Origin of the sequence: Rhizobium glycinendophyticum, from assembly GCF_006443685.1 — a bacterium.
Taxonomy (GTDB): Bacteria; Pseudomonadota; Alphaproteobacteria; order Rhizobiales; family Rhizobiaceae; genus Allorhizobium; species Allorhizobium glycinendophyticum.
The window spans coordinates 611,009-637,013 of sequence record NZ_VFYP01000001.1 but is presented as its reverse complement, the minus strand read 5'-3'; the positions used below and the strand labels follow the sequence as shown (position 1 = coordinate 637,013).

Here is a 26,005-nt window from a genome sequence, read left to right as displayed (position 1 = left end):
CATGACCTGGCAAAGCCCGATCGCCCCAGGAATATCCTGGTATCAGGCCAGTGTCGGCGAGCGGCCGGACTACCCGGCCCTTGACGGCTCGGTTTCCGCTGACGTCGCCATCATCGGTGGCGGCTTCACCGGCCTGCAGGCCGCTTTCAATCTCGCCCGTCTCGGCGTCTCTGTCGTCCTGATCGAGGGCAGCCGCTTCGGCGACGGCGCCTCCGGCCGCAATGGCGGACAGCTCGGCACCGGCCAGCGCGCCTGGCCCGCCGAACTGGAGGAGGAACTGGGGTTCGAGCGATCGAAGGCGCTGTTCGACCTCGCGGAAAACGCCAAGCGATATCTCCTGGATTTCGCCGAGCAGCACGCCATCGACATCGAGTACATGCCCGGCCAGATGAATGTCGCGCACAAGCGCGGCTGGGAAAAGGATTACCGGCATGACGCGGACGTCATGGCCGAGCGCTACGGCTATCCGCATGTCTCTTTCATGGACCGGGAAGAGACGCAGGCGCGGTTGGGATCGACGCGCTATCATTACGGCGTGCGCGACGCCGGCACCGGCCACATCCATCCGCTGAAGCTCTTGGTGGGATTGGCGCGCGTCGCCGCCTCTGCCGGTGCAAAGATCCACGAAATGACGCCGGCCAGCGCCATTCGTCAGATGGGCGGCAAGACTTTCATCGACACGGCTAGGGGCACGATCACTGCGGACCGCGTGCTGATCGCGACCAACGCCTATATCGGCAATCTCGAGCCGGTGACGGCAGCCCATGTCATGCCGATCCGCTCCTTCATCGGCGCGACGGTGCCGCTCGAAAAGTTCCCGCAAGTTTTGCCGGGATCGGAAGCGGTTGCCGATAGCCGCTTTGTCGTGCGCTACTTCCGCAAGACACGGGATGGACGGCTGCTGTTCGGCGGACGCGAGGCCTATACCTCTGACAGCCCGCGCGATATTTCGAGCCATATTCGCCGGCAAATCGCGGAGATTTATCCTGCGCTCGCATCCGTGGAGATGACCCATGCATGGGGCGGCTCTGTCGGGATCACGATGCCGCGCAAACCGTTTGCCCGCGAGGTCCTGCCAGGTGTCACTTCGCTTGCCGGCTATTCCGGCCATGGCGTGATGCTGTCGAACTATTCCGGCAAGATGTATGCGGACACGATTGCCGGCAATGCCAGCGAGTTGGACGTGCTCAAGGATCTGAAGATCTCCCCGTTCCCCGGAGGCGCGCGGCTGAGAAAGCCCCTGCTCTTCCTGGCGCTCACCTGGTATGCCCTTCGGGATCGATTCTGAATCCGAGCCGCGATCGAGTGTCGCAGACAAGGCTTTGTTCATCCTTTCGACGGCATGGATCGACAAAATCCCTGGCCGCAGGGTGGCTTTTTTAAATCGATTAGATTAGAACCTGTCCAACGAATTTGCGAACGAGAGATGCCGCATGAGCAGCCAGATCATCCCTGTGGAACCCTTTGACTACGTCGTCTTCGGCGGGACCGGCGACTTGGCCGAACGCAAGCTTTTGCCCGCGCTCTATCATCGCCAACTGGCCGGGCAACTTACGGAGCCAACCCGCGTAATCGGCGCCTCGCGCACCGCCATGACGCACGAAGAGTACCGCAACTATACGCTTGCAGCCCTCAAGGAGCATCTGAAGGCGGAAGAGCTGGAAGAGTCTGAGGTCGCTAAGTTTCTCGGGCGCGTTTACTATGTCTCGGTCGATGCCAAATCCGATCAGGGCTGGGACGATCTCAAGAAGCTGCTGGATACTGGCAAGGATACGGTGCGTGCCTTCTATCTCGCCGTATCGCCCTCGATCTTCGGTGACATCGCCGACAAGATCCGCGACCACAAGCTGATCACCAAGTCGACGCGCATCGTCGTCGAAAAGCCCATCGGCCGCGACCTCGCCTCGGCCCAAGCGCTGAACGACACGATCGGCAAGGTCTTCAAGGAAGACCAGATCTTCCGTATCGACCACTATCTCGGCAAGGAAACGGTGCAGAACCTGATGGCACTGCGCTTCGCCAATGCCCTTTACGAGCCGCTGTGGAACTCCGCCCATATCGACCACGTGCAGATCACGGTCGCAGAATCTGTCGGTCTGGAAGGCCGCGTCACCTATTACGACAAGGCCGGCGCGCTGCGTGACATGGTGCAAAACCATATCCTGCAGCTTCTCTGCCTCGTGGCGATGGAAGCACCGTCCTCCCTCGACGCCGAGGCTGTTCGTGACGAAAAGCTGAAGGTGCTCAGGTCGCTGAAGCCGATCACGCCTGCGAATGTGGAGAAGCAGACGGTGCGCGGCCAGTATCGCGCTGGCGCCTCTGCAGGTGGTGCTGTCAACGGTTACCAGGAAGAGCTGGGCGCAGTATCCGACACAGAAACCTTCGTCGCCATCAAGGCCGAGATCAACAACTGGCGCTGGGCCGGCGTTCCCTTCTACCTGCGCACGGGCAAGCGTCTTGCCGCCCGCATGTCGGAGATCGTCATTGCCTTCAAGCCGATCCCGCATTCGATCTTTGGCGAGAGCGCCGGCCGGATCGAAGCCAACAAACTGGTCATCCGCCTGCAGCCGGATGAAGGCGTCAAGCAGTGGCTGATGATCAAGGATCCGGGCCCGGGTGGTATGCGCCTGCGCCATGTCTCTCTTGACATGAGCTTTGCCCAGGCCTTCGACGTACGCAATCCCGATGCCTACGAGCGCCTCCTGATGGACGTCATCCGTTCGAACCAGACGCTCTTCATGCGCCGCGACGAAGTGGAAGCGGCTTGGAAGTGGTGCGACCCGATCCTGAAAGCTTGGGAAGAAATTGGCCAGAAGGCTCAAGGGTACACGTCCGGCACCTGGGGTCCGAGCCAGGCCATCGCGCTCATCGAGCGTGACGGTCGCACCTGGCACGAAAACGACTGAGGCCGGGGAGATGGGGCATCAGATGCACAGTTTCGAGACTGCCCCGGCGCTTGCCGAGGCTCTCGCCGATCGCGTGGCGGCGGCTCTTTCGGCGGCTTTATCTGCCCGCGGGGAAGCCACGCTCGCCGTTTCCGGCGGATCGACACCAAAGGCTTTCTTCGAAGCACTCTCTACCCGGGATATCGAGTGGCCGAAGATCAAGGTGACACTGGTCGACGAACGCTTCGTGCCGGAGGACAATCCGCGCTCCAACCATCTGCTGGTGAAGACACATCTTCTCAAGAACGCCGCCGCGATGGCGCAGTTCGTACCGCTGTACCGGCCCGAGGCGACCATCGAAGAGGCGGCGATCACGGCTTCCGGCATCATTCCGGGCATGACGGGGCCGTTCGATGTTGTGATCCTCGGCATGGGGACGGATGGCCATACGGCCTCCTTCTTCCCCGGTGGCGATCACCTCGCCGCCGCACTGGACCTTTCCCTGCCTCGCCGCGTCATGACCATGGAGGCACCGGGTGCCGGGGAAGCGCGATTGACGCTCTCCTTCTCTGCGCTGCAAGATGCCGGCCTGCTGATCGTCCATATCGAGGGCGCGGAAAAGAAGAGCGTGCTGGACAAGGCAATTTCCGGCACAGACGCGGCGGAAATGCCGATCCGCGCGGTGCTGGAACGGGCCGCGACAACGCCTGAGATCTACTGGGCACCCTGAACCGGTGACCCTTCGCCGTGCCGTGACCGATCACGGCTGGCCTGATGCGCAAGAACCTGATGTCCGGGCCCGGGAGGCCCTGCGCGCGGCGTGAGCTGATGCGCGCTTTTAGAGGAGCGAAATCCGATGAGTGCAGACAGCCGAATCGAAGCCATCACCAAGCGGATCGTTGAGCGTTCCAAGCCGACGCGCGAGGCCTATCTCGACCGGACGCGCCGCGCGATCTCCAAGGGCGTACACCGCTCCACTCTCTCCTGCGGCAATCTCGCCCATGGCTTTGCCGTCTGTTCCCCCTCCGAGAAGGCGGCGCTCGCCGGCGATGTGGTACCCAATCTCGGCATCATCACCGCCTATAACGACATGCTCTCGGCCCATCAGCCCTTCGAGACCTATCCGGCGCTGATCCGCAAGGCCGCGTCTGAAGCGGGTGGAGTTGCACAGGTCGCCGGCGGGGTTCCGGCAATGTGTGACGGGGTCACTCAGGGCCAGCCCGGCATGGAACTCTCCCTCTTTTCGCGCGATGCGATCGCCATGGCGGCCGGTATCGGTCTGTCGCACAACATGTTCGATGCCGCAGTCTATCTCGGTGTCTGCGACAAGATCGTGCCGGGCCTGATGATCGCGGCTCTGACCTTCGGCCACCTGCCGTCGATCTTCATTCCCGCCGGCCCGATGACCACAGGCCTGCCGAACGACGAGAAGTCGCGCATCCGTCAACTCTATGCAGAAGGCAAGGTCGGTCGCGCAGAACTGCTCGAAGCGGAATCGAAATCCTATCACGGTCCTGGCACCTGTACCTTCTACGGCACGGCCAATTCGAACCAAATGCTAATGGAGATCATGGGCTTCCATATGCCCGGCGCATCGTTCATCAATCCGGGCACGCCGCTGCGTGATGCGCTGACCAAGGAAGCCGCCAAGCGCGCGCTTGCGATAACGGCGCTTGGCAACGAATTCACCCCGGCCGGAGAGATGATTGACGAGCGCTCGATCGTCAACGGTGTCGTCGGCTTGCACGCCACAGGTGGTTCCACCAATCACACAATCCACCTGATCGCCATGGCGCGCGCCGGCGGGATACAACTCACCTGGCAGGATATCTCGGAACTCTCGGATATCGTGCCGTTGCTGGCACGCGTCTACCCGAACGGCCTTGCCGACGTGAACCATTTCCATGCGGCCGGGGGGATGGGTTTCCTGATCAAGCAGCTCTTGAAAGCCGGCTACCTGCACGACGACGTGCGGACCGTCTATGGGCAGGGTCTTGCAGCCTATACGATCGATCCGAAGCTCTCCGAGGACGGCACGGTCTCGCGCGAGCCGGCATCCGACGTGAGTGCAGATCCGAAGGTGCTGACCACCATCGACAAGCCGTTCCAGTCGAATGGCGGCCTGAAGATGCTCACCGGCAATCTCGGCAAGGCCGTGATCAAGATCTCGGCGGTGAAGCCCGAGCGTCACGTCATCGAAGCGCCGGCGATCGTCTTTCACGACCAGCAGGAACTGCAGGATGCGTTCAAGGCAGGCAAACTCGACCGCGATTTCATTGCCGTCGTGCGCTTCCAGGGGCCGAAAGCCAATGGCATGCCGGAATTGCACCGTCTGACGCCACCGCTTGGCGTGCTGCAGGATCGTGGGTTCAAGGTCGCGCTGGTGACCGATGGCCGCATGTCCGGCGCATCCGGCAAGGTGCCGGCGGCGATCCACGTGACACCGGAGGCGGTGGATGGCGGACCCATCGCCAAGATCCGGGATGGCGATATGGTGCGCTTGGATGCCATTGCCGGCACGCTCGAAGTTCTGGTCGACGCCGTCGATTTCGCTGGCCGCGACAATGCCACAACCGATCTGGATGCAAACGAATTCGGCATGGGCCGCGAACTCTTTGCGAGCTTCCGGCGCCTTGCAGGTCCTGCGGATCGGGGCGCCAGCGTTCTGTTCTGAAACCGACGCGAATTTTGACTACAGCCAGGCCGCGAGCAATCGCGGCCTTTTTGTTCGCAACATGTATCGAGATATCGAAGCATGAGACTGATTAACGCATTCGCAACGGCTAATATGTACGATCCCCTCAAATAAAAGCCAACAGAATCAAGAAGATATACAAACCCAACCCATCTTCGAGAAATTCTGTCTTTTGTCTACCTTCGTTCCGGAGGAGCGGAGCTCTACTCGCAAAACTGGCAAAAAGGACCAGGACAGAATGTTTGGACAGTCATACAACACAAAGGCGCAGCTCGAGTCCCTTGAAGTGATCACCGCCAAAATCATGATCGCCGACGAGAAGCTGAACATCCGCTACATGAACGCCGCCGTGAAAGAGATGCTTCAGGAAGCCGAAGCCGACCTGAAGAAAGAATTGCCGCGCTTCGAGTATGCCAAGCTGATCGGCAGCAACATCGACATCTTCCACAAAAACCCGTCGCACCAGCGCAATATGCTGGCCAGCCTGAAAGTGCAGCATAAAGCCACGATCTGGGTCGGCCATCATGCCTTTGACCTGATCGTGACTCCCTTAAAGAGCGGCTCGAAAACAACGGGTTTCGTCGTTGAATGGGCCAATGCCAGCGCGCGTCTGCAAAATCTCGACTACCAGAACCAGATGGTCGCAATCAGTCGCGTCCAGGCCATCATCGAATTCACGCCTGATGGCGAGGTGGTCACTGCGAACGACAATTTCCTGAATGCGCTCGGCTACCGCATGGACGAGATCAAGGGCAAGCATCACAGCATGTTCGTCGATCCTGAATACAGCCGGACGAACGATTACCAGGAGTTCTGGAAACAGCTTCGTGCCGGAAAGTTTCAGGCGGCCGAATTCACACGCTACGGCAAGGGCGGCAAAAAGGTAGTCATCAACGCCTCCTACAACCCGATGCTCGATGATCGGGGCCGTGTGGCCAAGGTGGTGAAGTTCGCAACGGATGTGACCGAACGCGTTCATGCCGTCGATACGATCGGCGACGCCCTCATGAAGATGGCCGGCGGCGATGTCAGCTTCACGGTCGACCGACCGTTCGCGCCGGATTTCGAAGCCCTGCGCACCAACCTCAACGAAGCGCTGACACAGCTCGGCTCGACGCTCGGAGCCGTTGCCAAATCGACCGACCAGATCGACAGCGGAACTCGTGAGATCAGCCACAGCGCCCAAGACCTGTCGAAGCGGACAGAGCAGCAGGCGGCCTCGCTGGAAGAGACGGCGGCGGCGCTCGACCAGATCACGGTCAACGTCAACAATGCGTCCAAGCGCGCAGAAGAGGCCCGCACGTCGACCCAGCTGGCCGATACCAGTGCCGCTCGATCGGGCGAGATCGTCGCCGAGGCCGTCGGCGCGATGGCTCGGATCGAACAGTCGTCCAACCAGATCTCCAACATTATCGGGGTGATCGACGAGATCGCCTTCCAGACCAACCTGCTGGCCCTGAACGCCGGGGTGGAAGCGGCCCGCGCCGGTGAAGCGGGCAAGGGATTCGCCGTCGTCGCTCAGGAAGTGCGCGAGCTCGCGCAACGTTCCGCCCAGGCAGCGAAGGAAATCAAGGAACTGATCCGCAATTCCTCGGAAGAAGTGAAAAACGGGGTGAAGCTGGTCAGCGAGACCGGCGAGGCTCTGAAGACGATCCAGGAAAACATCATTGCCGTCAACGACCACATGCAGGCGATCGCAAGCTCTGCCCGGGAACAGGCGACGGGGCTTTCGGAGGTGAACTCCGCAGTCAACCAGATGGATCAGGTGACGCAGCAGAACGCAGCGATGGTGGAAGAATCCAACGCCGCCAGCGCCACGCTTGCCAACGAGACCGAAAGGCTCCGCCAGTTCATCGCCCGGTTCTCGCTCGGCCACCACTATTCCGGTTCGGCCCGCAAGCCCTCTGCACCAGTGAGACACGCGCCGCCCGCGGCGCAAAGCGAGCGTCGGCCCGCGGCACGGCCGATGTCCGTTCAGGGCAATACGGCTCTCAAGGAGGATTGGCAGGAATTCTGATCCTGCAGAGGCAACGGGCATGGGGCCGGCTGCATCCGCCGGCCTTCACCCTTCGCGCTAGAAGCCTCATCGCCTAATCGACCCTCGGTCTCAGGATCATAAGGCGCGCAACACAAAAGGCCTCCGAAGCAGAACCTCGCAGGCCTTCGATCTATGCGCTTGCGTCAAAGCATTGCGGTGTATTTCGGCAGTTCCCGCAGCGAGGGCACCACGATCAACGTGTTGACCTGACCCTGCTTGAAGGCATTCAGGAAGCGATTGTAGTCCTCAAACACAACGCAGCCCGAACTGTCTCCGCGTTTGCGCAGCAGATAGGTATGGGTGAGGAAGCCATCGCGATTGTACATCTTCGCGTCGCCGACCGGGGTCATGCGGATCGCCTCAACACCATGGAATCGGGCTTCACGCATCCGCAGTTTGTAGACGTTTGGCGGGGTCGGACCCTGGTTCTTCATGTGCACAAACTTCGGGTTGTCGCGCATATGTGCTCTTCCGGAATGGGCGCGAAGCTTCTCGCCATTCGGCATATGAACGGTGGCATCCTCGATCACATAGACCGCGATGCGGCTACCTGGACCGGGAAGCGAGTTCTTACGGCTGAAAAGTCCGCCTGCCCCGTCATCCGTGGTGATCGGATTATCCGGCTTGGCATAGGCCAGCATATTGGCCAGCGTCTTCCTCTTCGGCTTTTCCGGAGCGGTCGCGACGGGGGGCTCCGGCGCCGGGATTGCCGCCGCACGGGGCTTTGCCTGCGGCAGCGGGCCGTCGTCCGGCAAGTCGCCGTGCTCACTCGCCTGCGGTTCCGATAGAAGTTCCTGGAACGGCTCCTCGCGGGGATCTGTCGCCGCCATCACCGCATCCGCCGTTGGAGGTGCGGCATAGCCGAGCGCAGTCGGCGCGATCGTTGACGCCGGGGCAAGAGAGGCTGTCACGATGGGATCCACCGGCACGATATCGTCCGCACCTGTGCGCCGATCGCGGGTAGCGACGGCCAGCGCCGCCTGCTGACGTTCGGCCTCGAACTTGCCGAGCGCTTCGCGCAGCACGGCCATTGCCTGCGGATCGGAGAAGCTCTCGATGCGAGCAAGAAGCAGGCGGTCGGATTTCTCGACCTCGGCCAGACGCATAGCGGTCGGCAGCATCAGGAGCCCTAGACTGTCGGTTGCCGCGACCGCTTCTGCGAATCGCTTCCGCATGGTTTCGAGCGCGTGGAAGTCGCCTGACGATGCCGTCGTCGCTTGCGGTGTCAGAGGTTGCGCCAGGGCGAGACTTGGCTTCGGCAGGACGTGAGCGTTGTAGAGCGGCGCCTCAATCGGCGACGAGGCCAGCCCCTTGAACACGGCCAAACTGGCGGTCGTCCAGAAGAGACAGGCAAGTGTAACGCCCATGACCGTCGGCAGGCTGGAGCCGCGCTTGACCTTGCGCGACTGCATCTTCTTGACGGCGGACGCAGTGCCACCGGAGACCGGAGAGGTCGAGGACGCCATGATACTGAACTCGCTTACCAAACTCTTGGGAACCGGCACATGACAGTCAATGCCGGCTTTACTGGGACAGGAGAGGACTTTTTTGTCCTGTCGCTGGTCCTAAAGAATGAAGAAGTTTGGTAACCAAGTGGTTTACGCGGAGCGATTTGTTGTCACAAACAGCATTCCGCCGCTTCATTCAGGGTGATCTCAGACATGGCGAGTGAGCCCGCCGTCAACCTTCAGGTTCTGGCCGGTGATGTAGGCAGCGCCATCCGATGCGAGAAAGGCGATGGTCGCGGCGATTTCCTCGCTGGTGCCATAGCGTTTCATCGGCACCGCGTCGCGCCGTTCCTCGGTCGCCGGCAGGCTATCGATCCAGCCGGGCAAAACATTGTTCATGCGGATGTTTTCGCCCGCATAGGTATCGGCAAAGATCTTGGTGAAGGAGGCAAGGCCCGCGCGGAAAACGGCAGACGTCGGGAACATGGCCGAGGGTTCGAAGGCCCAGGCGGTGGAGATGTTGATGATCGTGCCGGACTTTTGCGCCTGCATGATTGGCGTGACGAGGCGGGTCGGGCGGATGACGTTGAGCAGGTAGACATCCATGCCGGTCGTCCACTGCTCGTCGGTTATCTCTAGGATCTGCGCGCGCGGACCGTGGCCGGCGCTGTTGACTAGCACGTCGATACGGCCAAAGCGTTCCATGGTGCCGTCGATGAGGCGGGCAAGGTCTTCCGCCGAGCGGTTGGAGCCGGTCACTCCGTAACCGCCCAGTTCTTCCGCCAGTGCCTCGCCCTTTCCGGAGGAGGAGAGAATGGCAAGCTTGAAGCCGTCGGCGGCCAGTCGGCGTGCTGCTGCAGCTCCCATGCCGCTTCCGCCGGCGGTCACAATAGCTACCTTTTCAATGGACATGTTCGTTCTCCCGTTGATGTGGGCGAAAGATCGAAGGTCCTGTATTCGATGTCCAGTCAGAAATGCTGAAGGCCGGTGCAGCCTTCGCTCCACCGGCCTTCAAAAATCCGAATGCCCTGATTACCAGCTGCGGACGTCGAGAACCCGGTCCTTGTGCGCCGGATGGGTGGAGAAGACGAAGATGCGGTCGAGTTCCTTCTGCGTCAGCAGGCGCAGGAAGCGGATCTCCGCGGTGTTGTTCGGGAAGGTTTTCATCAGGACTGCGCCAACCTTGTTGATACGGGCGTCCGGAATGTCGAGATAGAACTGCTTCGGGAGATTGACTTGGGTCAGCAGGGCGATCACCGCGCCGCTCATCGAGATGCGAATGACGTCGCAGCGCCGCGCCGCCATGTGGGTCATGCCGTTCTCGGTATATTCGAGACGCCCGGCATTCATGGTGTCTTCCATGCGGTACCGGTTCTCCCGGTCGTACATGAAGGATTCTTCCTTTTTCAGAAAGTGATTGCCACCTGCCGCTCTCATTGTTCTACCCTTGTCTTTTTGTCGTTTGTTATGGGTAAAAAGCTAGCAGTCACACCTTAACAGTCGGTATTTCACACGATGCCGAACATGGCTGCGAAAAGCCCCCGTTACCACTAGGGATAACGAGGGCTTAACAAATCAGGAGAGTTGAATACGGTTAGCGGCGGTAGGTCTGGCCAGCTGCGTCGAAGAGATGGAGCTTCGTCCGGTCGGCAGAGAAGCGCAAAGTCTGGCCCTTTTTCACGTCGACGATGCCCGGGAGCTTGACCACAATCGGTTCTTCCTCGACCGGGCCCATAACATAGAGAAGCGTGACTTCACCAAGGCCCTCAACGATCGACACCGTGCCTTCGAACAGGAATTGGTCCCCCGTTGCGATGGAAAGGTCTTCAGGACGGACGCCAAAGCTTGCGGTCTTGCCCTTTTCGGAGGCTGCCGTCTCGATATCGACGGCGACTTCAGAGCCGTCCTTGAGCTTGATGCGGGTGACGGCACCGGTCTCTATAATGGTGGACGGCATGATGTTCATGGCGGGCGAACCAATGAAGCCTGCGACGAAGAGATTGGCCGGACGCTCATAGAGTTCGAGCGGAGGGCCAACCTGTTCGATCTTGCCGGCCGAGAGAACCACGATACGGTCTGCCAAAGTCATAGCCTCGACCTGGTCGTGCGTGACGTAGATCATCGTGGCGTCGGCCATCTGCTCGTTGAGCTTGGCGATCTCGATACGGGTCGCAACCCGGAGCGCTGCATCGAGGTTCGACAGCGGTTCGTCGAACAAGAAGACCTTAGGGTCGCGGCAGATGGCGCGGCCGATGGCGACACGCTGACGCTGGCCGCCCGACAGAGCCTTGGGCAGGCGGTCGAGATAAGGGCCGAGCTGCAGGATATTGGCGGCCGAGCGGACGCGACGGTCGATTTCTTCCTTGCTCTCGCCGGCAATGCGCATGCCGAAGGCCATGTTGTCGTAAACCGTCATATGCGGGTAAAGCGCATAGGACTGGAAAACCATGGCGATACCGCGCTTGGAAGGCGGCACATCGTTGACGAGCTGGCCGTCGATATACATCTCGCCGCTGGTGATATCCTCAAGACCGGCGATCATGCGCAGCAGCGTGGACTTGCCGCAGCCCGACGGGCCGACGAAGACCACAAACTCGCCTTCCTTGATCTCCAGATCGATGCCGTGCAGGACCTTTACCTGCCCATAGGCCTTGCGGATGTCTTTCAGAACCAGACCCGTCATTTCTCTTCCTCCCCTGTCAGGCGTGGCGCGCGAAGAAAGCGCCCCAGGCCGGCAATTCTACCTTGTTGTCGTTGACGCTGCTGACGAAGCCGTGCCCCTCGAGCGCCAGCCACTCTCCCTGTGGCAAGGCGATCGCGGCAGACTCGGCATTCATGTTGAAGACGCAGAGCAGTTTCTCGTTGCCGAGCGCGCGCGTATAGGCAAGGCGCGTGTCGCTCGCTTCATGGAAGGTGATGTCGCCCTTGGCAAAGGCCGGATACTGACGGCGAAAGGCGAGGAAGCGGCGATACTGCTCCAGCACCGTCTCCGGCCTGCCGACCTGCGTGTTGACGGATTTCAGCACATGCTCGACCGGGATGGGCAGCCAAGTCTTGGCCGCTGTCGAGAAACCCGCCTGGGTGGCGTGGTCGTCCCAGACCATCGGCGTGCGGCAGCCGTCACGGCCCTTGAACTCAGGCCAGAACTGGATGCCATAGGGATCCTGCAGGTCTTCGAAGGCGATGTCGGCTTCGGTCAGACCCAATTCCTCACCCTGGTAGATGCAGACCGAGCCGCGCTGGGTGAGCAGCAGGGCCGCCATCATCTTGGCATAGGCGTCGCGGTCGAGCACGCTGGCACCCCAGCGGCTGACATGGCGCACGACATCGTGGTTGGAAAAGGCCCAGCAGGCCCAGCCTTCGGGGGCGGCGGCTGCAAAGGCATTCTGGGTGTTGCGCACGACTTCGGGCGTCAGCGGTTCCGGCGCCAGGAATTCGAAGGCGTAGCACATCTGCATCTTGTCGTTGCCGGACGTGTATTCACCGACGATTTCCAGACCGCGCTGGCTGTCGCCGACTTCACCGACAGCGGCGATTGCAGGATACTCGTCCAGCAGCGCGCGGAACCGCTTGAGGAAGGCGATGTTTTCCGGGCGGTTCTTGTCGTAGATGTGTTCCTGGAAATTGTAAGGGTTGACGGCCGGCGCGGTCGACGCGTTACGGCGCTCGGGCGCCAGCGGCGGATTGTCCCTGAGTTCCTTGTCGTGGAAGTAGAAGTTGATGGTGTCGAGGCGGAAACCGTCGACGCCACGATCCAGCCAGAAGCGGGTTGCTGCGAGCAAGGCGTCCTGGACCTCCGGATTGTGCAGGTTCATGTCCGGCTGCGAGGTCAGGAAGTTGTGCAGGTAATACTGCATGCGGGTCGGGTCCCACTGCCAGGCCGAACCGCCGAAGATCGACAGCCAGTTGTTCGGCGGCGTGCCGTCGGGCTTCGAATCCGCCCAGACATACCAGTCAGCCTTCGGATTGACGCGGCTCGAGCGGCTCTCGACGAACCAGGGATGCTGGTCCGAAGAGTGGGACATCACGAGGTCGATCATGACGCGGATGCCGAGGCGGTGCGCTTCGGCGATCAGGCCGTCGAAATCGGTCAGCGAACCGAACATCGGGTCGACATCGACATAGTTCGAAACGTCGTAGCCGAAGTCTTTCATCGGCGAGGTGAAGAAGGGCGAGATCCAGATCGCATCGGCGCCGAGATCGGCGATGTGCTGCAGGCGCGCGGTGATGCCCTTGAGGTCGCCGATGCCGTCGCCGTTGGAATCCTGATAGGAGCGCGGATAGATCTGGTAGATCACCGCACCACGCCACCAATCCTTGTCGGCGGGAAGCGCCGATTGCGTCGATGAACTCATAGTCAATCCTTGTGCATGTCTGAAGTTGAGCCGGACCGCTCAGCCTCCCTTGACCGAACCGGCGAGCAGACCCCGGACGAGGTAGCGCTGGAGGCCGAAGAAGACGAGGAGCGGCACGATGATGGTGATAAAGGCCGAAGCCGTGAGGATTTCCCAGTTGCCGCCGCGCGAGCCGAGCAGGTTGACGAGGCGTCCGGTCAAAACGAGTTCGTTGTCGCCGGTTCCCAGGAAGACCATGGCGACCAGCAGGTCGTTCCAGGTCCAGAGGAACTGGAAGATCGCAAACGAGGCGAGTGCCGGATAGGACAGCGGCAGGACGATCTTGGTGAATATCTCGAAATCGGAGGCGCCGTCGACACGGGCCGATTCCATGATCTCGCGCGGCAGGCCGGCGATGTAGTTGCGCAGCAGATAGATGGCGAGCGGCAGGCCGAAACCCATATGGGCGAGCCAGATGCCGAGATAACCCTTGGCCGGTACGCCGAAGAAGGCGCCGACGCCGTTGTACATCTTGAGCAGCGGGATCAATGACATCTGCAAGGGCACGACGAGCAGGCCGACGATGACGGCGAGCAGCAGCGCCTTGCCGGGAAACTTCATCCAGGCGAGCGCATAGGCGGCGAAGGCTGCAACAAGGATCGGGATGATGGTCGAGGGTATGGCCACCGTCAGCGAGTTGAGGAAGGACTTGCCGAGCCCCTCGGCGGTGAGCACCGTCTGGTAGTTCTCCAGGGTGAAGCGCGGCGGCACCGAAGCCGTAAAGAAGATACGGTCGCCGCGCGTGCCTTCGAAGGCGGTGGTCGACTCGATGCGGAAGTCGCCATTCTCCTGGATGGTCAGCTTGCTGCCGTCGTTGCGTTCCGCCGTCTGGCCCGGCTCATAGGCGGCAGGCGCGTTGATGTTGATGCCGAAGGCAGAGACATTGCCGGCGTTGCCTTCGAAAACATTGCCGGAAATGACGAAGACACCGTTTTCCTCGACCTGCGCACTCGGCGGAGGGGCTCGATAGATGGCGTTCTGGCTGGAGGTGCCAAGCGCGGTCCACCAACCCGATGCGACAATCTGGTCCTTGTCGCGCAATGACGAGATCAGAAGGCCCGCAGTCGGGAGGGTCCAGAGAACGACCAGAAGAAGGACGGTCAGATTGACGACGATCGTCAGCGGGGAAAGTTTCTTTGCGACCATCTCAGTGTCCTTCCATTTCCCGGCGGGCGTTACGAATGTTCCAGATCATGATCGGCACGACCATAACCATGATGACGACAGCGATTGCGGCACCCTTGCCGAAATCGCCGCCGCCGCGGAACATCCAGTCGAACATCAAGTTCGCCAGAACCTGGGTCTGCCATTGGCCGTTGGTCATGGCGAGAACGATGTCGAACACCTTGAGAACGAGGATGGTGATTGTGGTCCAGACGACGGCAATGGTCGTCCAGATCTGCGGCACCTTGATCTTGATGAAGATCTGCCAGGGATTGGCGCCATCGATGACGGCGGCCTCGATCGTTTCTTCCGGAATTCCGCGCAGGGCAGCCGACAGAAGAACCATGGCAAAACCCGTCTGGATCCAGATCAGGATGACCATCAGGAAGAAGTTGTTCCAGAAGGGCAGCGAGATCCAGATCTGCGGATCGCCCCCGAAGGCCATGACGATCGCGTTCAGGATACCGATCTGCTCGGAGCCGGCGTCGCGATAGTCGTAAACGAATTTCCAGATAACGGATGCACCGACGAAGGAGATCGCCATCGGCATGAAGATCAGCGACTTGGCGATATTGCCCCACCAGATCCGGTCGGTGAGTGCTGCGATGATCAGGCCGAAGAAGGTGGAGCCCGCTGGCACCACGATCAGCCAGAGAATGTTGTTGTAGATCGACTGGCGGAACTCGCCGTCGTTGAGCATCCAGCGAAAATTCGCGAGCCCGACATAGTTTTCACCGCCGCGATCCATGAAGGAATAGGCGATGGAGGAAAACAGTGGATAGACCAGATAGACGGTCAAGGAGATCAGCGCCGGCCCCAGGAACAGCCAGGGACGAATGAGCGCCGCGCGGCGCAAATTGCGGGACGCCTTGGCCGTATCGGCGATGCGGGATGGAAAAATGCGGTCCAGCAGCAGGTTCGAGCCGTAGAAATAACCGATCGCTGCGGCGACGCCGACGATGATCGTCAGCAATGCAAAGAGTAACTGTTCCAAGATGTCCCCTCCCTGTCGATCGCTCCGCGTCGCCTCGAGGCGCGGTGCACTTGTTCTTGTGTATCGACGACCGGGCCACATCGTCTCGATGCGGCCCGGCGAATTGCGGTCGGTTGCGGGTTTACTTAAGCCCGTCCCAAGCCTTCTGGATGTCGGCTGCAACATCCGCAGCGGGCTTGCCGCCGGAGTAGTCAACCATACCGGTCCAGAATGCGCCAGCGCCGATCTTGCCCGGCATCAGGTCGGAGCCGTCGAAGCGAAACGTGGTCGCGTTCAGGAGGATATCGCCCTGCTTGGCCATTGGCGCGTTGGCATAGGCTGCCTTGTTCGCGCCCTTGAACGGCGTCAGGAAGCTGGACTGTGCCATCCAGACTTCATGGGCAATCGGGGTCTTCAGGAACTCGATGAAGGCGCGGGCAGCCGGGCTGTCCTTGGCGATCATGGCAAGTGTGCCGGCGCCGAGGACCGGATTGCCGAGGTCTGCCTTGGAGGCATAGGGCGGCATGTAGAAGAAGTCTGCATCTTCACCCACCTTTGTGCCTTCCGGGAAGAAGGACGGGATGAACGAAGCCTGGTGATGGAGGTAGCACTTGGGCGGTGCGCCGAAGAGGCCCTTCGGGCTGTCGCGGAAGTCGGTCGAAGCGACGGCCTTCGAACCGCCATCGACGAACTTGTCGTTCTTGGCGAACCAGCCGAACTCATCAATCGCAGCAACAACGGCCGGATCGGTGAACTTCACTTCGTTGGTAACCCACTTGTCGTAGACATCAGCGGGCTGCGTGCGCAGCATCATGTCTTCCACCCAGTCGGTTGCCGGCCAACCGGTCGCACCGCCAGAACCCAGACCGATGCACCAGGGCGTGCCACCGTCGGCGACGATCTTTTCGGTCAGGGCCTTCAGCTCTTCCATGGTCTTCGGGACTTCATAGCCAGCGTCCTCGAAGTTTTCCGGCACGTACCAGACCAGCGACTTCACGTCGATCTTGTAGGGGAATGCGTAGAGAGCCGGAGCTCCGTCCTTGCCCTTATAGGTCGACAGGTCGACCCACGACTGCCCGGCCGAATAGTTTTCCAGGAGCCAGGACTTGGTTTCGTCGCCGAGCGGCGTCAGATGACCCTTCGACGCAAGGTCGGCGATCAGGCCCGGCTGCGGCAGGATGGCCACGTTCGGCGGGCTGCCGGCCTGGGTGTCGATAACAATCTGCTGCTCGTAGTTTTCAGAAGACGAATACTGGACGTCAACGCCGGTGGCGTCTTCGAAATAGGCCAGGACGCTTTCGAACAATACCTGGTCTTCGCCGCGCCAGGGGCCGAAGATGGTCATCGACTGGCCCTTCAAGGCGCTGTTCGCTGCCTTGTACTGTTCAAAGCTTGCCCAGTTGAATTTGGAATCCTCACCCGGCTTGAACTTCAGGTCTGCTGCGGCGGCAGTGCCGGCGACCAGCGCGGCTGCTGCCACGGTCATCAGAAACATTTTCTTCATGTGATTAACCTCCCATCACATCGGACGGCCAACGTCCTTCGGTCCGCACTTCTTCAAAGCGCTTTGGCGCCTATTTCATCCCATTGGGTTCCATCGCGAGTCAAGCGGCTTTTCTCCGTTTGCTTGAAAACGTCGCAACATGCCGCAAGGCAACATACGGATGCCTTGCTTTCAGTCAGTTTCCGCTTGTGAAGTCGGCCCGGCCTGAGCCATAGTCGAAGCGCTTTGAGCGCAATTCAGGAGGTTGCGCACGGGCCTGGGAGAGGAATGCCAGCAGTGAATCTCAAGGAATTGTCTCAGCTGCTCGGGCTGTCACAAACGACGATCAGCCGCGCGCTCAATGGTTATCCGGAAGTGAGCGAGGACACGCGCCAGCGCGTGTTGCTGGCGGCAAAGGAGACCGGCTATCGTCCCAATCGCGCAGCCCAGCGGCTGGCGACAGGCAAGGCGGGCTCGATCGGCCTGATCATGCCGATCTCGCCGGACCACAGCTCCGATATGCATTTTGCCGAGTTTCAGAGCGGTCTCGCGGAAGCTGCCATCACCCAGGATTTTCACTTCGTCATCATGCCGGCCAAGGCGAACCAGGAGGAAGAGGCCATCCGATGGCTCGTGGCGAGCGGTAGCGTCGACGGATATTATCTCGCTTATGTGCGGGAGAAGGATCCGCGGATCGCCATGGCGAAGTCTCTATCGCTGCCCTTCATCGTGCATGGACGATCTTATGGCATGGAGCTGGATTACCCCTATCTCGACGTCGACAATGAAGGCGCTTTCTTCGATGCGACGCGCTTCCTGATGCAGTTGGGACACAAGCGGGTCGCGCTACTGAATGGACCAGCCGATCTGGATTTCGCATTTCGCCGAAAGCTTGGCACCGAAAAGGCGCTGTCGCAGGCACAACTCAGTCTCAATCCAGCGCATGTCCGGCACACGTTCATGGGCGACGAACAGGGCTATCGTGGCATGAAAGAAATTCTGGCGCATCCGGAGCGACCGACTGCCGTGCTGTGTGCCAGTACGGTGCTTGCGCTTGGGGCCGTGCGCGCCATGAACGAGGCAGGGCTGAAGCTGGGCATCGACATGTCGCTGATCGCCCATGACGACGAATTGCCCTTGTTGAAGCCGGAGAATTTTACCATCCCACTGACAACCACGCGCTCGTCGTTGAAGGCAGCCGGCCGACGCGTGGGGGAACGGTTGATCGGGATGATCAGCGGGATGGCCCCTGCCCTGCCGGAGCAGGAATTATGGAAGGTGGAGCTGGTGGTCAGAGCCTCGACCGGACCGGCGCCTGCAGGCGCCTGATCCGGTTTGACGAGAGTCAGCGGTCAGAATCTCGGAGCAGCCTGTCCGGCGCGGCGATAGGCGGCGATCACGGTATTGGCCATCAGCATGGCGATCGTCATGGGACCGACACCGCCGGGAACTGGCGAGATCGCCTTCGCCACCGGCTTGCATTCGTCAAAGGCTACGTCGCCGACCAGCTTGAACTTTCCCTCACCCCTTTCCGGCGCATCGATACGGTTGATGCCGACATCGATGACGGTCGCGCCCGGTTTCAGCCAGTCGGCCTTGACCATTTCGGGACGCCCGACTGCGGCCACGAGAATGTCGGCCTGACGAGCAAGTTCCGGCAAGTCGCGGCTGCGCGAATGCCCGATGGTCACCGTTGCATTGGCGTTGAGCAGGAGCTGTGCCATCGGCTTGCCGAAGAGGTTCGAACGGCCGATCACCAGGGCATTGAGACCGGAGAGATCCTTGCCGTGAATCTGGCGCACCAGAATCATGGCACCGGCCGGGGTACAGGAGACAAGGCCGGTTTCGAGGTCACCCGTCGCAAGCTTACCGGCGTTGACGACATGCAGGCCGTCGACATCCTTTTCCGGCAGGATCGACTGGATCACGGGCTCGCTATGGAGGTGTTTCGGAAGGGGAAGCTGGACGAGAATTCCGTCGATGTCAGGGTCGGCGTTCAGCGAGGCGACGAGCGCCATCAGGTCGTCCTGCGAGGTTTGCTCGGGCAACGTATGCTGGATCGAGTTGAAGCCACACTGCTTGGCCATGCGGCTTTTCGCACCGACATAGGCATGGCTTGCCGGATCATCACCGACGATGACGACCGCCAGTCCCGGTCGACGATGTCCGTTCGCTTCGAGTTGTCCTGCCGCAGAGCTTACCGCTTCGACCACCGAGGCAGCCGCCGCTTTCCCATCAATCACCGTCGTCACTGTGCTTGTTCCTCGTCTCAGACTGCCGGCAAGCTAGCGCCATCACAGACGTCGCGTTTGCCTGTCCCCGTCCTATGCTGTCAAATTGCGGCAATTTGCAAGGGCGAAGCAGACACCGAACCGCACCCGAGAACGCCGAGCCTCGCTACAATAGCAAGGCTCGGCGCGAAGAGCGTAGATAGGTGGATTGCAGACGGTCAGTGACCGGAGGCCGGCTTTTCCTCGACCTTCTCGCCTTCGACGACCGTGGTCTTCGCCATGGCACCAGGAGCACCGTCGGCTGCCTTGCGGGCGGCGTCCTTGGACACGTAGTCGAGCTGTTCGATCATCACCTGGTCGACCATACCCTCACCGAGCCGGGCATTCATCTCGGTCTTCACCTTGTCACGAAAAGCCATCACATCGAAGGCGCCGACATTGGCAATGTCGACCATCTTGTTTCCGACGAGCAGGGTGAAGAGTTCGTCCGTCATCATCTCGGTGACGGGCAGCTTCTGGCCCTTGATCTTTTCCTTGTCCATCATGAAGGAAATGCGGGTCAGGAAGTATCCCTGCACATCACCGCCGGCGAGCACCGGAATGGTGATCGGCTCGCCGCGAACGAGTTCGAGCGCTGGCTTTTTCGCCTCATCGCTCGGTCCGGCCGGCGCCGTGGCGAGATAGATCGAGCCGTAGACCGCGCCGAGCGTCACGATGCAAACCCACAGACCGATTCCGAGTATCTTGCCCATCAGAACTCGCTGAACTGGAACTGTTCCTGAGAATAGGTGCCATCAGCATCGGCATCCCGCATGGCGTTCTTCAGGAGGTCGGCCACAGCACGGACGGCACCAAGATGCGCTTCGACACGGCGAGCATTGGTCGCGAGCTTTTCCTTCAGAGCATGCAATTGCTCGACATAGTTGACGGCGAATTCGCGCGGATCGGTGTCGCGGAACAGCATGGTCAGCTCATAGAGGCAACGGCTCTTGTGGGCATTCGATACCTTGAAATCGAACTCCGGATCCTTGCCGATCCGCTCGTTTTCGTTGTCGATGATGCGCTCCAGGCGGCTAAGCACCGTCTTGACCCGATATTCGCTCGAAACAACTTCCATGAAATTATACCTTGTTTTCGATCTTTATGGATTCTGGCTTTCGGCACTGGGGCCCAGGGTCCGCCGCTCGAGATCGGTCACCCAACTCAAGGCCGCGCCGCGATTGGTTTCGTCCGTCTTGGCATTCACCGTCTCGTCACCACGAGCGCGCTGCAAGGCTTCGTGATACATCTGATCGGCAATGCCGACGCCACCGGATTCCGACAGAACCGAGCCGATCTGTTCGGCCATCATGCTCTTCCACATCTCACCGGCATTGCCCTTGCCATAGACTTCCTCGCTTTCGCTCGGCAGCATGGTCTGTACGAAGTTGGTGAGATAGACGGCTTCGAAGTTGCGATAGACCTTGGGGACCTTACCGTCCTCGTCCTTGTGCTGGGCTGTCGCTTCCACACGGGCAGCATTGGTCGTGCGATTGAGGATATCGACCGTCGCGCCGAAGCCTTCACCCTTTTCCGCCAGGCTGGTGGCGAGGAAGTTGGCGCGGTTGGTCTTCATCTGCTCCTGGGCAGCGGCAACTTGCGACGGATCTGCAGCGCGGACGACGTCCAGCACGAGATCGCTCGGGGTTGATATGGCCACGATGACATCCTCGATGTTTGTTCGTGGCGACTATCACTCCCCAAGCTTGTCGGAGGCTGGTGTGGCAAAGCGGATATCGATCAGATCATAAATCGCGTCATCATCAGCGGCCCGTTCTTCAAGGGCGCGAGCATCCTTGCGGTTCTCTTCAAGCCGGTCGCCCTTGGCGCGCTCGCGCAGCAGCTTCATTTCCTGCACCTGCTGCAGGCCGTGAAGCTGTTTGTCGGTGTTGGACAGCCGATCAAACCGGTCGGCATAGTTCTGCGCAAAGAGGCGGTGAACGGGATCGAGAGAGCCGATGGCCTCCATCACCATGTCCATAGACCGAGCGTTCTCTTCTATGCGCTGGGCCGTGATCCCGAGATCGCTTTCGGCCATACGTTCCATGTGCCTCTGGACGGCGACGAGGCGCTTCAATTTGTCTGATTTCTTCTGGGGCGCCATAGAACTGCGCGTCCTTAAAAGTTGAAGATCATCGGGAAATAACGTCCGAACTGCATGACCAATGCGGCAATGGTGAAATAGACCAGGATCAGGCCACCGATCAGAAGATAGGGCGTCGAGATGTAGAAGATCGGCACCTGTGGCGCGAGTTTGTTTACGAGGCCAACGGCGACGTTGAACATCAAGCCGAAGATCAGGAAGGGACTGGCCAGACGCAGCATCAGCATGAAGGTCTGGGACAGGGTATCGGTGAGCGTGATCAGCATCTTCTGGCTGTCCGGCATGCCGCCCAGCGGCATGACCGTGTAGGACTCCATCAGCGCCTTGAAGACGATATGGTGGAAGTCCAGCAAGAACAGGACGAGCAGGCCGGAAAAGCTGAGAAGATTGGTCAGCTGGGTTTCGCTCGTGTCTTCGAGAACGTCACCGGAGCCGGGAGAACTGAGGCCAATCGCCATCGAGATGGACGTTCCGGCGAACTGCAGTCCGAGCACATAGAAACGCGGCACCAGACCATACATCAGGCCGATCATGAGCTCAGCCATCAGGACCGGAATGAGGGGGGCACCGCCGCCGGCCACGCGGGGATAGATGCTGTCGAACAGGAGCGGCGCCATTGCCATAGAGACTGCCATCGCAAGGAACAGCCGGGTCGTGGCGGAAATGCGGGCTGAGGAAAATCCCGGCAGGGTCATGAAGCAGGCGCCGATGCGGCAGAAGACCGCAAACAGCACCAGAACAGTCCCCTGCGGGTCGGATATCATGAAATGGAACCCAGGATCTTGATCTCGATGCCCTTGGCCAATTCGACATGGGAGAGGACCGGCAAAGTCGCAAAGAGTCGCTCGATAATCATGCGCACATAGGAGCGCGTTTCCGGCGAGGTTACAAGAACGAAGGGCAGGCCCCGGTCCATGAATTCACGGATAACGCGGCTCGCCTGCTCGGAGAATTCTTCGAGATTGCGGGGGTCGATGTCGAATTCGACAATTTCACCCTTGGCATCGCGCTTCAGTGCCTGGTGGAAGACCAGGTCCCACTTCGACCCCAGGCGCAGGACGCGCAGCACGCCATTGTCGGTCAGGTCACCGCAAAGCTGCTGCGCCATGCGGACGCGTACGTGTTCGACGATCTGCTCGGTCTTGCGCACATGCGGTGCGAGTTCGGCCACCGCTTCGAGGATCAGATGCAGGTTGCGGATCGAGACGCGCTCCGCAAGCAGCAGCTTCAACACCGCCTGCAGACCTGAGTAGGACATATGCGACGAGCAGATCTCGTCGGCCAGTTTCTTGTATTCAGGATCTAGTCGATCGATGAGAATCTTCACATCCTTGTAGGATAGAAGCTGCGGCAAGTTGTTGCGGATGACCTCGCTCACATGGGTGAGGACGACCGAGACGTTGTCGATCGGGTGGAAGCCTTCGCGTTTCAGCTCTTCGGTGAAGGTTTCCAGTACCGAGACAGCCGGCATGCCGAAAGCGGGTTCGCGGATCTCGTCGCCGGGCACCTTCGGTTTACGGCCGGATCCGGTGACGACGAGAACCTCGCCCACGCGCAGATTGTTGGATGCGATCGTCGTGCCATGGATACGTATCTGATAGGATTTTTCCGGAATCCCGATGTCATCCGTGACCTTGATTTCCGGCACGACGAAGCCGTACTGGCTGGCGAACTTCTTGCGCATCTTGCCGACACGGAAGGCCAGCTCCTGATGCGCTCCCAGAAGGCGCGTCGAAACGAGCTTGCCAAGCGCAAGCTCGATCTCAGCTGTCTTCAGCACGGACTTGACGGAGTCCTTCTCGGCCTCCTTGCTCTGCATAACCTTCTTTTCTTCCTGATCGCGCTTCAGCTTGTTTTCGGCTTCGACCTGGCGCGGGATGAACCATGCGCCGAAGGCCATCAGGCCGCCAAGCGTCATGAAGGGGATCAGCGGAAGTCCCGGGACAAGGGCGAGCGCGCACATCAGCACGGCAGCAACTGACAGCGCACGCGGATAGCCGCTCAGCTGGTTGACGACAGCCTGGTCGGTCGAGCCGGGGGTGCCGCCGCGCGACACTAGAAGGCCGGCAGCCAGCGAGACGATCAGGGCCGGAACCTGGGAGACGATACCGTCACCAACCGAAAGCTTGACGAAAACGTCCGCTGCCTGGCCGATTTCCATGCCGTGACGGAAATAGCCGATGATGATGCCGCCGAAGACGTTGATCGCCGTGATGATCAGGCCGGCGATCGCGTCGCCACGGACGAATTTGGACGCACCGTCCATGGCCCCGAAGAAGGAGCTTTCCTGCTCAAGTTCGCGGCGACGATGCTGGGCTTCGCGCTCATCAATGATGCCGGCCGACAGGTCGGCGTCGATCGACATCTGCTTGCCGGGGATGGCATCAAGGGTGAAGCGCGCGCCGACTTCCGCGATACGCGTCGCACCCTTGGTGATGACGATGAAATTGACCGTGATCAGGATCATGAAGACGATCAGACCGATGACGAAATCACCGCCCATGACGAGGCTGGAGAAGCCGGCGATGACGCCGCCGGCCGCGCCATGTCCCTCATGCCCGTGGGACAGGATCACACGCGTCGTCGCGATGTTCAACGACAAGCGGACCATGGTCGCGATCAGCAAGATCGTGGGGAATGACGAGAAATCGAGAGGCCGCTGGATCCACAGCGAGACCATCAGGATCAAAACCGAAAAGGCAATCGAGAAGGCCAGACCGAGGTCGATCAGGAACGGCGGGATGGGCAGGAAAAGAATGCACAGGATGAGGACGATGCCGAAGGCAAAGCCGATATCACGCCCGCTGGGGCTGACTTTCGGGATCACAAGTGCAGGTGGTTGCGCCATGTCTGTTCCATCTCTTCATGAGAAGTCGACCAGAGTGTCATGCCTCTGGCAGTCTGCAGATCAGGCATAGAGGCTGAAGCTTGCGCGAAGGTGGCAGGTCGTCTTGGTCAGAATCCCGATTGCACTCTCGAAAAGACGAGATTGGCAAAGAGCGAGATCTGCCCGCCGACAAAGGGGGCGGAGATGCCGATGGTGATCATGATGGCAAGAATTTTCGGCACGAAGGTGAGGGTCATTTCCTGCACCTGCGTCAGCGCCTGAATGAGGGCGATGAGAATACCCACGATCATACCGGCTGCAACGGCCGGCCCTGAGGCGACCAGAATGGTCCAGATCGCCGCTTGCATGATGTCGAGCGCATCAGCTTCGTTCATCGGTGTTTCCTTCCGGAGTGGCGAATCATGCCCTTCCACTCCGAAAGGCCTAGCATGTTCCTATTCGGTCGTCTCGGTAGTCGTCGTGGTCGTGGGGGTGCCGACGCGAACACCGACGACGATCGGGATTTCATCACCGTCAGTCGTGGTGGCAACCATCGTATCGGAATAAACGCGGACAGACTCGATGACACCCGTCATGCTCTCATCGGCGCTCGTGATGGTCTGGCCAATGTAGTTCGACGCGTTGGTCAAAGCATTGCCGGTGATCAGCGTTTCCAAATTCGAGTTCGTCTTAATTGTCTGCTCGACCTGCGAGAACGTGGCCAACTGCGCGATCTGCTCGCTGGCGTCCATCGGATCGGTCGGATCCTGGTTCTTCATCTGGGTGATGAGCAACTGCAGGAAATTGTCATAGTCCAATGTGGCGCTGGCCGAAGCCGCCGCGGCCGTGCTGCTCGACGAGGTCGACGTCGACGTCGTGGACGTCGTGCTGCTGACTGCATCTACCGCCATGGTGCGATCTCCTTACGAATCTGTTCGATCGTGGCCGGCGCCATTTCCTGATTGTTGAGGATCGTGTCCTCGATCGGGTAGAGCGAACGGATTGCCTTCAGGGCGTCAAAGGCGCGGCCCGACGAGACCATGCCATCGATACGCTTCAGCTCGGCGAGGATTTCTTCGTTTTCGAAGCAGGTCAGCAGCATGATCACCGACTTGCGGAACATGGCCAGCGACTGGTCCTTACCCTCGGGATTGATCAGCATCATCTGCGCAATGAAATACAATTGGCGCAGCGGCGTCGTGGCCTGCTCAGGCTGAAGGACGTGATTTTCCAAAAGGAAGGTCACATCGTTGAGGAACTCGAGAGCAACCTTCCGGTCGACGCGCAAAACCGCTCCGTTGATAAAAATACGTTCGCCCGACTTGAGCGAGATGCGCAAAGTGCTCTTCATTTAAGTCCATCCCTGATGATGGTTGTCACGTCGATGATGCCCTGGAAATTCATGGACTGGCGCTTCCGAATCCGGTCGCACTCTTTCAAGATCCAAATGGCTATGGAAATCAGATTGGCGCGAAGGTCATCGGCCAGTTGATTCTCTGGGTTCTGCAGATCCTCAACCAAGCGGACCCAAACGCGGCGGGTGTAGTAGAGTGCTTCGATCGCCTCGCGGCCGTAACCGCTCTTATCGCGGGCGGCGCTCAGAAGCTGGATACAACGATCAAGGGCTTGGCGTTCGCGCTCTTTCGCGTCGGCAACGCCATCTTCCATGATTTCGGCGTATGAGAACTGGTACATTCAGTTGCCCTTCAGTTTCATTTCACCCT

25 protein-coding genes are annotated in these 26,005 nt (G+C 60.1%); 6 read left to right on the top strand and 19 right to left on the bottom strand.

Going from position 1 to position 26,005, the window contains the following annotated elements; all coding sequences use genetic code 11:
* Window position 1 precedes the first annotated feature (1 nt).
* The 5 genes from FJQ55_RS03110 to FJQ55_RS03090 all read left to right on the top strand — a co-directional run bounded on the left by FJQ55_RS03110 (window position 2) and on the right by FJQ55_RS03090 (window position 7,597).
* Window positions 2-1,288, top strand: coding sequence for an NAD(P)/FAD-dependent oxidoreductase (locus tag FJQ55_RS03110; RefSeq protein WP_140826247.1), 1,287 nt, complete (start codon window positions 2-4; stop codon window positions 1,286-1,288).
* A gap of 145 nt (window positions 1,289-1,433) precedes the next feature.
* Window positions 1,434-2,906, top strand: a complete 1,473-nt coding sequence (gene zwf / locus FJQ55_RS03105; RefSeq protein ID WP_140826246.1) for a glucose-6-phosphate dehydrogenase — start codon at window positions 1,434-1,436, stop codon at window positions 2,904-2,906.
* A gap of 10 nt (window positions 2,907-2,916) precedes the next feature.
* The gene (pgl, locus tag FJQ55_RS03100) at window positions 2,917-3,615 is read left to right on the top strand and encodes a 6-phosphogluconolactonase (RefSeq protein ID WP_140826245.1); all 699 of its coding nucleotides are present in this window, start codon (window positions 2,917-2,919) and stop codon (window positions 3,613-3,615) included.
* A gap of 126 nt (window positions 3,616-3,741) precedes the next feature.
* On the top strand, window positions 3,742-5,559 hold the full coding sequence (edd, locus tag FJQ55_RS03095; RefSeq protein ID WP_140826244.1) for a phosphogluconate dehydratase: 1,818 nt from the start codon (window positions 3,742-3,744) through the stop codon (window positions 5,557-5,559).
* A 259-nt stretch (window positions 5,560-5,818) separates the two neighbouring features.
* Window positions 5,819-7,597 carry a methyl-accepting chemotaxis protein gene (locus FJQ55_RS03090; protein ID WP_140826243.1) on the top strand — a complete coding sequence of 593 codons (1,779 nt, stop codon included), beginning with the start codon at window positions 5,819-5,821 and terminating at the stop codon, window positions 7,595-7,597.
* A 164-nt stretch (window positions 7,598-7,761) separates the two neighbouring features.
* On the opposite strand, the gene FJQ55_RS03085 is transcribed toward FJQ55_RS03090, so the two are convergent.
* The 8 genes from FJQ55_RS03085 to FJQ55_RS03050 form a co-directional block, all read right to left on the bottom strand.
* Complete coding sequence (locus FJQ55_RS03085; protein ID WP_140826242.1) at window positions 7,762-9,084, bottom strand: DUF2778 domain-containing protein; 1,323 nt, start codon at window positions 9,082-9,084, stop codon at window positions 7,762-7,764.
* A 189-nt stretch (window positions 9,085-9,273) separates the two neighbouring features.
* Complete coding sequence (locus tag FJQ55_RS03080; protein ID WP_140826241.1) at window positions 9,274-9,978, bottom strand: SDR family oxidoreductase; 705 nt, start codon at window positions 9,976-9,978, stop codon at window positions 9,274-9,276.
* Window positions 9,979-10,098: 120 nt separating this feature from the next.
* Window positions 10,099-10,503, bottom strand: coding sequence for a hypothetical protein (locus tag FJQ55_RS03075; protein ID WP_140826240.1), 405 nt, complete (start codon window positions 10,501-10,503; stop codon window positions 10,099-10,101).
* Window positions 10,504-10,660: 157 nt separating this feature from the next.
* Complete coding sequence (locus tag FJQ55_RS03070; RefSeq protein ID WP_140826239.1) at window positions 10,661-11,749, bottom strand: ABC transporter ATP-binding protein; 1,089 nt, start codon at window positions 11,747-11,749, stop codon at window positions 10,661-10,663.
* Between the two features lie 16 nt (window positions 11,750-11,765).
* On the bottom strand, window positions 11,766-13,421 hold the full coding sequence (gene bglA, locus FJQ55_RS03065) for a beta-galactosidase BglA (RefSeq protein ID WP_140826238.1): 1,656 nt from the start codon (window positions 13,419-13,421) through the stop codon (window positions 11,766-11,768).
* Between the two features lie 39 nt (window positions 13,422-13,460).
* The gene (locus FJQ55_RS03060) at window positions 13,461-14,606 is read right to left on the bottom strand and encodes a carbohydrate ABC transporter permease (protein ID WP_140826237.1); all 1,146 of its coding nucleotides are present in this window, start codon (window positions 14,604-14,606) and stop codon (window positions 13,461-13,463) included.
* A gap of 1 nt (window position 14,607) precedes the next feature.
* Complete coding sequence (locus tag FJQ55_RS03055; RefSeq protein WP_140826236.1) at window positions 14,608-15,618, bottom strand: carbohydrate ABC transporter permease; 1,011 nt, start codon at window positions 15,616-15,618, stop codon at window positions 14,608-14,610.
* A gap of 121 nt (window positions 15,619-15,739) precedes the next feature.
* On the bottom strand, window positions 15,740-17,101 hold the full coding sequence (locus FJQ55_RS03050; protein ID WP_140826235.1) for an ABC transporter substrate-binding protein: 1,362 nt from the start codon (window positions 17,099-17,101) through the stop codon (window positions 15,740-15,742).
* Window positions 17,102-17,377: 276 nt separating this feature from the next.
* Here FJQ55_RS03050 and FJQ55_RS03045 point away from each other — a divergent pair, with 276 nt between their 5' ends.
* A complete protein-coding gene (locus tag FJQ55_RS03045; RefSeq protein WP_140829052.1) occupies window positions 17,378-18,409 on the top strand; it encodes a LacI family DNA-binding transcriptional regulator in 1,032 nt (343 codons plus the stop codon).
* A 23-nt stretch (window positions 18,410-18,432) separates the two neighbouring features.
* Here the strand turns inward: FJQ55_RS03045 and folD are convergent, their stop codons facing one another.
* From folD to flaF, 11 genes are all read right to left on the bottom strand, one after another.
* On the bottom strand, window positions 18,433-19,332 hold the full coding sequence (gene folD / locus FJQ55_RS03040) for a bifunctional methylenetetrahydrofolate dehydrogenase/methenyltetrahydrofolate cyclohydrolase FolD (RefSeq protein WP_140826234.1): 900 nt from the start codon (window positions 19,330-19,332) through the stop codon (window positions 18,433-18,435).
* A 197-nt stretch (window positions 19,333-19,529) separates the two neighbouring features.
* Complete coding sequence (locus FJQ55_RS03035; protein ID WP_140826233.1) at window positions 19,530-20,063, bottom strand: flagellar basal body-associated FliL family protein; 534 nt, start codon at window positions 20,061-20,063, stop codon at window positions 19,530-19,532.
* Complete coding sequence (locus FJQ55_RS03030; protein WP_062276361.1) at window positions 20,063-20,428, bottom strand: hypothetical protein; 366 nt, start codon at window positions 20,426-20,428, stop codon at window positions 20,063-20,065. Before FJQ55_RS03030 ends, FJQ55_RS03035 begins: the two co-directional genes overlap by 1 nt.
* 24 nt (window positions 20,429-20,452) lie before the next feature.
* The gene (locus FJQ55_RS03025; protein ID WP_140826232.1) at window positions 20,453-21,010 is read right to left on the bottom strand and encodes a rod-binding protein; all 558 of its coding nucleotides are present in this window, start codon (window positions 21,008-21,010) and stop codon (window positions 20,453-20,455) included.
* Window positions 21,011-21,043: 33 nt separating this feature from the next.
* Window positions 21,044-21,454, bottom strand: coding sequence for a hypothetical protein (locus tag FJQ55_RS03020; RefSeq protein ID WP_140826231.1), 411 nt, complete (start codon window positions 21,452-21,454; stop codon window positions 21,044-21,046).
* A 14-nt stretch (window positions 21,455-21,468) separates the two neighbouring features.
* Complete coding sequence (fliR, locus tag FJQ55_RS03015) at window positions 21,469-22,218, bottom strand: flagellar biosynthetic protein FliR (protein ID WP_140826230.1); 750 nt, start codon at window positions 22,216-22,218, stop codon at window positions 21,469-21,471.
* The gene (gene flhA, locus FJQ55_RS03010; protein ID WP_140826229.1) at window positions 22,215-24,302 is read right to left on the bottom strand and encodes a flagellar biosynthesis protein FlhA; all 2,088 of its coding nucleotides are present in this window, start codon (window positions 24,300-24,302) and stop codon (window positions 22,215-22,217) included. Before flhA ends, fliR begins: the two co-directional genes overlap by 4 nt.
* A gap of 107 nt (window positions 24,303-24,409) precedes the next feature.
* Window positions 24,410-24,676: a flagellar biosynthesis protein FliQ gene (gene fliQ / locus FJQ55_RS03005; protein WP_140826228.1), complete on the bottom strand. Its 267-nt coding sequence runs from the start codon at window positions 24,674-24,676 to the stop codon at window positions 24,410-24,412.
* Between the two features lie 60 nt (window positions 24,677-24,736).
* Window positions 24,737-25,192, bottom strand: coding sequence for a flagellar hook assembly protein FlgD (gene flgD / locus FJQ55_RS03000; RefSeq protein ID WP_140826227.1), 456 nt, complete (start codon window positions 25,190-25,192; stop codon window positions 24,737-24,739).
* Window positions 25,183-25,632 carry a flagellar biosynthesis repressor FlbT gene (gene flbT, locus FJQ55_RS02995; protein ID WP_140826226.1) on the bottom strand — a complete coding sequence of 150 codons (450 nt, stop codon included), beginning with the start codon at window positions 25,630-25,632 and terminating at the stop codon, window positions 25,183-25,185. Before flbT ends, flgD begins: the two co-directional genes overlap by 10 nt.
* On the bottom strand, window positions 25,629-25,976 hold the full coding sequence (gene flaF, locus FJQ55_RS02990) for a flagellar biosynthesis regulator FlaF (RefSeq protein ID WP_140826225.1): 348 nt from the start codon (window positions 25,974-25,976) through the stop codon (window positions 25,629-25,631). Before flaF ends, flbT begins: the two co-directional genes overlap by 4 nt.
* Window positions 25,977-26,005: the final 29 nt, after the last annotated feature.

Coding starts and splice junctions, on each gene's coding strand:
- FJQ55_RS03070 (WP_140826239.1), bottom strand. CDS start 11,749: ATGACGGGTCTGGTTCTGAAAGACATCCGCAAGGCCTATGGGCAGGTA.
- flgD (WP_140826227.1), bottom strand. CDS start 25,192: ATGGCGGTAGATGCAGTCAGCAGCACGACGTCCACGACGTCGACGTCG.
- flbT (WP_140826226.1), bottom strand. CDS start 25,632: ATGAAGAGCACTTTGCGCATCTCGCTCAAGTCGGGCGAACGTATTTTT.
- FJQ55_RS03085 (WP_140826242.1), bottom strand. CDS start 9,084: ATGGCGTCCTCGACCTCTCCGGTCTCCGGTGGCACTGCGTCCGCCGTC.
- FJQ55_RS03080 (WP_140826241.1), bottom strand. CDS start 9,978: ATGTCCATTGAAAAGGTAGCTATTGTGACCGCCGGCGGAAGCGGCATG.
- FJQ55_RS03090 (WP_140826243.1), top strand. CDS start 5,819: ATGTTTGGACAGTCATACAACACAAAGGCGCAGCTCGAGTCCCTTGAA.
- flaF (WP_140826225.1), bottom strand. CDS start 25,976: ATGTACCAGTTCTCATACGCCGAAATCATGGAAGATGGCGTTGCCGAC.
- FJQ55_RS03035 (WP_140826233.1), bottom strand. CDS start 20,063: ATGGGCAAGATACTCGGAATCGGTCTGTGGGTTTGCATCGTGACGCTC.
- FJQ55_RS03020 (WP_140826231.1), bottom strand. CDS start 21,454: ATGGCGCCCCAGAAGAAATCAGACAAATTGAAGCGCCTCGTCGCCGTC.
- pgl (WP_140826245.1), top strand. CDS start 2,917: ATGGGGCATCAGATGCACAGTTTCGAGACTGCCCCGGCGCTTGCCGAG.
- flhA (WP_140826229.1), bottom strand. CDS start 24,302: ATGGCGCAACCACCTGCACTTGTGATCCCGAAAGTCAGCCCCAGCGGG.
- FJQ55_RS03030 (WP_062276361.1), bottom strand. CDS start 20,428: ATGGAAGTTGTTTCGAGCGAATATCGGGTCAAGACGGTGCTTAGCCGC.
- bglA (WP_140826238.1), bottom strand. CDS start 13,421: ATGAGTTCATCGACGCAATCGGCGCTTCCCGCCGACAAGGATTGGTGG.
- edd (WP_140826244.1), top strand. CDS start 3,742: ATGAGTGCAGACAGCCGAATCGAAGCCATCACCAAGCGGATCGTTGAG.
- FJQ55_RS03110 (WP_140826247.1), top strand. CDS start 2: ATGACCTGGCAAAGCCCGATCGCCCCAGGAATATCCTGGTATCAGGCC.
- FJQ55_RS03050 (WP_140826235.1), bottom strand. CDS start 17,101: ATGAAGAAAATGTTTCTGATGACCGTGGCAGCAGCCGCGCTGGTCGCC.
- fliQ (WP_140826228.1), bottom strand. CDS start 24,676: ATGAACGAAGCTGATGCGCTCGACATCATGCAAGCGGCGATCTGGACC.
- zwf (WP_140826246.1), top strand. CDS start 1,434: ATGAGCAGCCAGATCATCCCTGTGGAACCCTTTGACTACGTCGTCTTC.
- FJQ55_RS03075 (WP_140826240.1), bottom strand. CDS start 10,503: ATGAGAGCGGCAGGTGGCAATCACTTTCTGAAAAAGGAAGAATCCTTC.
- fliR (WP_140826230.1), bottom strand. CDS start 22,218: ATGATATCCGACCCGCAGGGGACTGTTCTGGTGCTGTTTGCGGTCTTC.
- FJQ55_RS03060 (WP_140826237.1), bottom strand. CDS start 14,606: ATGGTCGCAAAGAAACTTTCCCCGCTGACGATCGTCGTCAATCTGACC.